Annotated in this window: 6 protein-coding genes; 2 read left to right on the forward strand and 4 right to left on the reverse strand. The window is 69.0% G+C overall.

Annotation, left to right across the window (positions count from 1 at the left end; all coding sequences use genetic code 11):
• Positions 1–120: 120 nt before the first annotated feature.
• Entirely contained in the window at positions 121–768 is a 648-nt protein-coding gene (locus ABZU75_RS44585; protein WP_355568986.1) for a TetR family transcriptional regulator, read from the forward strand.
• Here ABZU75_RS44585 and ABZU75_RS44590 read toward each other — a convergent pair.
• Together ABZU75_RS44590 and ABZU75_RS44595 are read right to left on the reverse strand one after the other, a co-directional pair.
• Positions 765–3155, reverse strand: coding sequence for an MMPL family transporter (locus ABZU75_RS44590; protein ID WP_355568989.1), 2391 nt, complete (start codon positions 3153–3155; stop codon positions 765–767). The genes ABZU75_RS44585 and ABZU75_RS44590 overlap by 4 nt on opposite strands.
• Before the next feature lie 63 nt (positions 3156–3218).
• Complete coding sequence (locus ABZU75_RS44595; RefSeq protein WP_355568992.1) at positions 3219–4895, reverse strand: glycoside hydrolase family 13 protein; 1677 nt, start codon at positions 4893–4895, stop codon at positions 3219–3221.
• Positions 4896–5097: 202 nt separating this feature from the next.
• Here ABZU75_RS44595 and ABZU75_RS44600 point away from each other — a divergent pair, with 202 nt between their 5' ends.
• Positions 5098–5751 carry a TetR/AcrR family transcriptional regulator gene (locus tag ABZU75_RS44600; protein WP_355568995.1) on the forward strand — a complete coding sequence of 218 codons (654 nt, stop codon included), beginning with the start codon at positions 5098–5100 and terminating at the stop codon, positions 5749–5751.
• A 120-nt stretch (positions 5752–5871) separates the two neighbouring features.
• Here ABZU75_RS44600 and ABZU75_RS44605 read toward each other — a convergent pair whose 3' ends face one another.
• On the reverse strand, positions 5872–6300 hold the full coding sequence (locus ABZU75_RS44605) for a transposase (RefSeq protein WP_355568998.1): 429 nt from the start codon (positions 6298–6300) through the stop codon (positions 5872–5874).
• Positions 6261–6515 carry a transposase gene (locus ABZU75_RS44610; protein ID WP_355569001.1) on the reverse strand — a complete coding sequence of 85 codons (255 nt, stop codon included), beginning with the start codon at positions 6513–6515 and terminating at the stop codon, positions 6261–6263. The genes ABZU75_RS44605 and ABZU75_RS44610 overlap by 40 nt, the downstream gene beginning before the upstream one ends.
• Positions 6516–6553: the final 38 nt, after the last annotated feature.

Consider the following 6553-nt stretch of genomic DNA (forward strand, 5'->3'; position numbering starts at 1 on the left):
ACCATGACTCGCCGCCTCACCGGCGAAACCACCCCAGACTGGCGCGGAACCTGAATACCCAGATCAGACAGAACTCACAGGATCAAACGCTCTCTTAGTTGATTGTATGCTTGCGGGGACATGGCACAGGTGACATTCATCCGCGCGCGGCGACCGGAGCAGAAGCAACTCCGGCGCGAGGCGATCCTCGCCGCCGCCCATGAGCTGGCGCTGGAGGTCGGGGTCCAGCATGTGAGCCTGGGCAGCGTGGCCGCCGCCGTCGGGCTGGCCAAGTCCAATGTGATCCGATATTTCGGGACTCGCGAGGAGATCTACCTCGAACTCGCGGCTGACGCGTGGCAGGAGTGGGCGGCCGCCGTGACCCCGCTGCTCCGGGCCGGCGGCGACCCGATCACCGTGCTCAGCGAGACCCTGGACGCCCGCCGCCTCTTCTGCGACCTGCTCAGCCAGACCTCCACCACCTTGGAGCACAACGTCTCGGTCGCCGCCGCGCGGGCGTTCAAACAGGTCGTGCTCCAGGTCATCGCCGAACTCGGGGCCGAGGTGGGCGCGGCGCACCCCGACCTGACCGAGAGCGAGGGCACCGAAATGGTGATGGTCGCCAGCGCCCTGGCCGGGACCCTCTATCCGGTGGTCAACCCGTCCCCGACCATGCTGGAGCTGTACGCCCAGGAGCCCGAGCTCGCCGCCGCCTGCCCCAAGATGATCCCCACCCTGGTGCGCACCCTGTCCGCGATCGCGATCGGCCTGCCCGGACTGCGCTACTAACGCTTTTGACCGGTTGGTTCCCTTGTGGATGACACATCGGGGTGCTGTTCGCTGAGGTTCTGCGGTGAGGGTGCCGACTCGGTGTCGAAGCACCGGCCGATCGGCTCGCGTGGTGCGAGGTGTTCGGTGAGTGCCTGGCCTTCGACGTCCAAGGTTGGCACGAGCTTGTTCATGACGCGGGGCATCCACCACATTCGTCGGCCGATGATGAGCATGGCGGCGGGAACGATGAGCATGCGGACCAGGAACGCGTCGGCGAGGACGCCGATGGCGAGGGCGAAACCGATGGTCTTGAGGATGATGTCGTCGGTGAGGGTGAAGCCTGCGAACACGCCGACCATGATGAGGGCGGCGGCGGCCACGACGCGGGCGCTGTGGGCGAACCCGTCGATGACCGCCTGACGCGCTGGTGAGCCGTGGACGTAGGCCTCTCGCATGCGGGTGACGAGGAAGACCTCGTAGTCCATCGCCAGGCCGAACAGGATGCCGGTGAGCAGGATCGGTAGCAGGAACAGCACCGGGCCGGTGGTGTCGAGACCGACGAGTTCGTTGAGCCGGCCCCACTGGAAGACCGCGACGGTCGCCCCCAAGGAGACACCGACGGAGAACAGGAAGCCGAGCGCGGCCTTGACGGGAACCCAGAGCGAGCGGAACACCGCGATGAGCAGGATGACGGCCAGCCCCACGACGACGGTGAGGTAGAGCGGGAACGCCTCGGTCAGCTTGTTGGAGATGTCGACGCCGACCGCGGTGAGGCCGGTGACCAGTGCACGGGCTCCGCTGTGGTCGGGCAGGCTCGACAGTGTGTCTCGGATGTCCGTGACGAGGTCCTTGGTGGACGGGTCCGACGGTCCGGAGCGGGGGATCACCGTGAGCGTCGCGAACTGCGCCGTGTCGAGCTGCCGCGTGTAGGCCTGCCGCGCCTGCGGGCTGTCGTCGGTGATGGCCGGGACGACGGCGGCGATGTTGGAGTCGTCTTGGGCGGCCAGCGTCTGCAGCCTCTCGGTGGCGGTCGCGACCGCGGCGGCCGGTGCCGGGGCTCCCTTGGTGTCGATGACGACGAGCAGCGGCCCGTTGGCTCCGGCGCCGAAGTGCTCGGCGATGAGGTCGTAGGCGACGCGCACGTCGCTGCCCGCGGGCTTGGTGCTGTCGTCGGGCAGCGCGAGCTGCAGGGAGGCCACGGGGATGGAGGCCACGGCGGCGGCCGCGATCCCTGCCACGAGCGCGAGCCAGCGGAAACGGGCAAGGCTTTCGACCCAACGACGCCCGAGGGTGCGTGGCTCGCCGGGGCTGCGGTCGGCGCCGGTGTCCGCGGCGCCGCTGTCCGCGGCGCCGGTGTCTGCGGAGTTGGTGGCGGTGTGCTTCCCCGGGGAGCGAGGACTTCGCTTCACGACGCGATCGCCGGCGAAACCGAGTAGTGCGGGCAGCAGGGTGAGCGCGATGAGCACGGCGATGGCGACGGTGAGCGCTCCGCCCAGTCCCATTTCGGTGAGGAATCCGATGCCGCACACGGCGAGGCCGACGAGTGCGATGACGACGGTGAGGCCGGCGAACACCACCGCTGAGCCCGCGGTGCCCACGGCGCGGCCTGCCGCCTCCTCCAGCGGGCGGCCTTGGCGTACCTCGGCCTGATAGCGGGACAGGACGAACAGCGCGTAGTCGATGCCGACCGCCAGCCCGAGCATCGTGCCGAGCGCGGGGGTCGTGGTGCTGAGCTGGACGAACCCGGTCAGGGTGGCGATGGCGGCCATACCGATGCCGACGCCGACCAGCGCGGTCAGCAGCGGCATCCCGGCCGCGACGAGCGACCCGAGGGTGAGGGCCAGCACCACGAAGGCGATGGCGACGCCCATCAGCTCGGCGATGGCCGCGTCCATCTCCACGCCGAGCACGTCTCCGCCGATGGTGATCGTCAGCCCTGCTTCCTCGGCGACGTCACGGGCGGCTTCGAGGGCCTCTCGGTCCGCCTGGGACAGATCGACCGCGCTTCGAGCGTAGCCGACCGAGGCGTAGCCGGTACGCCCGTCCTGCGAGATCGTCCCCGCGGCGAACGGGTCGAGGATCGACACGACGCCCTTGGTCCTCAGCGCCGCGAGCGCGTCGGCCACGCCCTGTTTGTTGGCCGGGTCCGCCAGCGATTCGCCGTTCGGCGCCTGGAACACCACCCTCGCGGTCGCGCCGTCAGGCGCGGCTCCGGGATCGCGGTCCCTGATCAGGTCGAACGCCTGCGTCGATTCGATACCGGACAACTCGAAGTTGTCGTTCGTCTTGCCCGACAGGGTCGCTGCTCCGAGAGCGACGGTGAGGAGCAGCAGGACCCAGATTCCCGCCACGGTCCTTCGGCGCCGGAACGACCAGCGTCCGAGCTTGAACAACTGCCATGCCATGCCCATTCCTCCTGCGTGTCCGTGACTGTGACTGTGTCCGTGACCGGGTTTCGGTGTGCGTGCTCACTCGGCTTCGCCGGGCGAGTGCAGCACCCACGCGGTCGCCTCCGCGGCGAGGGGCTCGTTCGCGTCGCGGCGATCCGAGCGCAGGACGACGCGTCCGGGCGGAAGCGCGACCGGGTCTGCGTCGAAGTTGGTCACCGAGATCCAGCCGTTGGGACGGCGGAAGGCGACGACGCCGGGCCCGAGTTCGAGCCATTCCAGTAGTTCCTCGCTCTGGAGCGTGCGCCTCAAGGCGAGCGCTTCGCGGTAGAGGCAGAGCGTCGATGAGGGGTCGCCCACCTGCGTCTCGACGGAGTACGAACCGAACCAGTCCGGCTGCGGTAGGTGCGCGTCCGCGGCACTGAATCCGAAGGAGACGCCACCGGCGGTCCAGGGCAGCGGTACACGGCATCCGTCACGACCCGCGATCATCACGCCGTTCTCGACCACCGCCCACGGGTCCTGCACCTTGCCGGCGGGGATGCCGGTCACCTCGGGCAGGCCGAGCTCTTCGCCCTGGTACATGTAGGTGCTGCCCGGCAGGGCGAGAGCAAGCATGATCGCGGCCTCGGCCCGTGCGAGTCCCCGCCCGAGGAGTGCCCGGCCGGCACTGTCGTCGCCAGTGGTGCCGGGCTCCGCCGGCTCGTCGGGCGGCGGGGCGAACCGCGAGGCGTGGCGGACGACGTCGTGGTTGGACAAGACCCACGTGCTCGTCGTGTCGTGCTCGGACGCGAGGTCGACGTTGCGCTGGATGACGCCGCGGAAGGTCGCGGCGTCCCACTGGGCATACAGCAGGTCGAAGTTGAACGCCTGGCCGAGCGATTTGCTGTTCGCGTAGCGTCCGCGGCGGTGGGGCTCGACCCACGCCTCGGCGACCGCGAACAGGGGCGGGTCGTAGCCGTCGAAGACCTGTCGCCAGCCGGCGTAGATCTCGGTGAGTTCGTCGCGGTCGACCAGGGGGTGCTTGCCGTCCCCGAAGGGGTTGTCGGCGCCCAGCGCGAGGAACAGAAAGCCTCCCACCTGCTCCCACGGGGGGTACGGCTCGCTCATGTCCTTGGCCAGTCCCATGGCCACGTCGACGCGGAAGCCGTCGACCCCGCGATCGCCCCAGAAGCGGAGCGTGATGAGGAAGTCGTCACGCACCTCTTGGTTGGCCCAGTTCCAGTCGGGTTGGTGGGTCGAGAAGAGGTGCAGGTACCACTGGCCGGGTGTGCCGTCGGCCTCGGTCACGCGCGTCCAGGCGGGGCCGCCGAACATGGCCTGCCAGTCGTTGGGCGGCAGTTCGCCGTTCTCGCCGGTTCCGCCGCGGAACAGGTACCGGTCGCGCTCGCGCGATCCGGGTGCCGAGGCGAGTGCCGCGCGGAACCACTCGTGCCGGTCGGAGCTGTGGTTGGGTACCAGGTCGACGATGACCTTGATCTCGTGTTCGTGGAGCGCGGCCACGAGCGCGTCGAACTCGGCGAGCGTGCCGATCAACGGATCGATGTCGCGGTAGTCGTCCACGTCGTACCCGCCGTCGGTGAGCGCCGAGGGGGAGAACGGGCTGAACCAGACGGCGTCCACGTCGAGGGCCGCGATGTGGTCGACCCGCGACAGGACGCCCGCGAGGTCGCCGACGCCGTCGCCGTTCCGGTCGGAGAAGCTCCGCGGGTAGATCTGGTAGATCGCCGCCTGCCTCCACCAGCCGGGGTCTTTCATTCGGGTGGTTCGGCCGGCCGCGCCGGTCGCCGGACCTTCGGTGGCATCCATCTGATCACTTCCCATCCATGCCGGGGGCGACGTGATCCGCCGCTGGACAGACCGTATCGCAAAAATATCCACGCGGATATTTTTGTGGCCGGGATCATAGAATTGAGCGGGCCGTGCTCCACCGGCCCATCGATCGCTCTGGAGGCATGCCATGACCGACCGGGACCCCCGAGGCATCCGGCCGACCCGGCAGGAGGGGTCGGCGAAGCGGGGGCCGTACTCGAAGGGTCTTGCGCGGCGGCGGCAGATCATCGACGAGGTGCTGGCGGTCTACGTCAGGCTCGGGTTCGAGGGCACCTCGCTGCGAGCGATCGGGGAAGCGATCGGCGTGACGCATCCGGTGCTCAAGCACCACTTCGGCACCCGCGAACAGCTCTTTCTCGAGGTGCTGCGGGAGTACGACCGCCGCTTCATCGACGCCGCGTCCGAGGGCGGTGGCACCTTCGTCGACCTGATCCAGCGGTCGGCCGAGCACAGCATGCGGGTGCCGGGGCTGATGGCCCTGCTGAACAGCATGGTGGCGCACGCGCTGGAGGCCGGCAACGACCGCTCACGGGCGCACTTCTCCGAGCGGTACGCCGACCTGAGGGGGAAGATCGTGACCCTCCTTGAGGAAGGCCGGGCGGCGGGAAGCGTCCGGTCGGACATCCCCTTGGACGAGGCGGCCTCACTCGTCCTTGCGGCGGCCGACGGCCTCAGCACGCAGTGGCTGCTCGACAAGAGCGCCGATCTCAAGAGCGGCTTGTTGCTGCTGGAACGCCTCCTCGCGCCGCCGGGCCGACAGGTGGATCAAGCCGATGCCTAGTAGGGCTTGGTTAGGTGGGGATGAGGTGGGCGTGTCGGGGTAACACACGGCGGCAGGTGGGGCAGATCCCGGCCCAGCAGGCCAGCAGCAACTGAAGCTCGGCGATGACCCGGTAGGTGCTCAAGCCGCAGCCGACGCTTTTGGGTTGAGCCGTTCCAGGGTGCAAAAAGCGTGTGCGACCGAGACCAAGGTGACGTGGTAGTGCCAGCCGCTCCAGGTACGGCCCTCGAAATGATCCAGGCCCAGACCTGTCTTCAGCTCACGGTAATCGTGCTCAATGCGCCAGCGGATCTTGGCCATACGCACCAGATGCCGTAGCGGCACCTCCGCCGCGAGAGTGGACAGCCAATACTTGGCCGGGTCCGGTTCCCCGACCGGCCATTCGGCCAAAAGCCAGCACACCGGCAGGTCCTCACCGATGTGAGCACGGCGGATCTGTATCCCCGCCGGCCGGACCCTCAACGCGAGGAAGCGGGAGCGCAGCGGCCTTTTGGACCCGGCCCGCCAGGTCACCGTGTGCAGCGCACGCCGCCCCTCACCCAGCACCATCTCCCGGGCGCTGATCCGCCGCTGCCGATATCGGGGCGCCGCTCGCCGCCCCGATACGGCGTCCCGGTGCGGCAGACACCGGCCGCCAAAAGCGCGGTATCGGAGCGCACCCCCACCACGTAGGCGATGTTCCGCTCGGTCAGGGCCAGCCGGAAGGCCCCGTCTTGGCCATACCCTTCATCGGCGACCACCAGCGGCGCATCCAGCCCCAACATGCCGGCTCATCCAGCATGTCCACGGCCGGCCGCCATTT

The sequence above is a fragment of the Streptosporangium sp. NPDC005286 genome, assembly GCF_040607515.1.
Lineage (GTDB): Bacteria > Actinomycetota > Actinomycetes > Streptosporangiales > Streptosporangiaceae > Streptosporangium.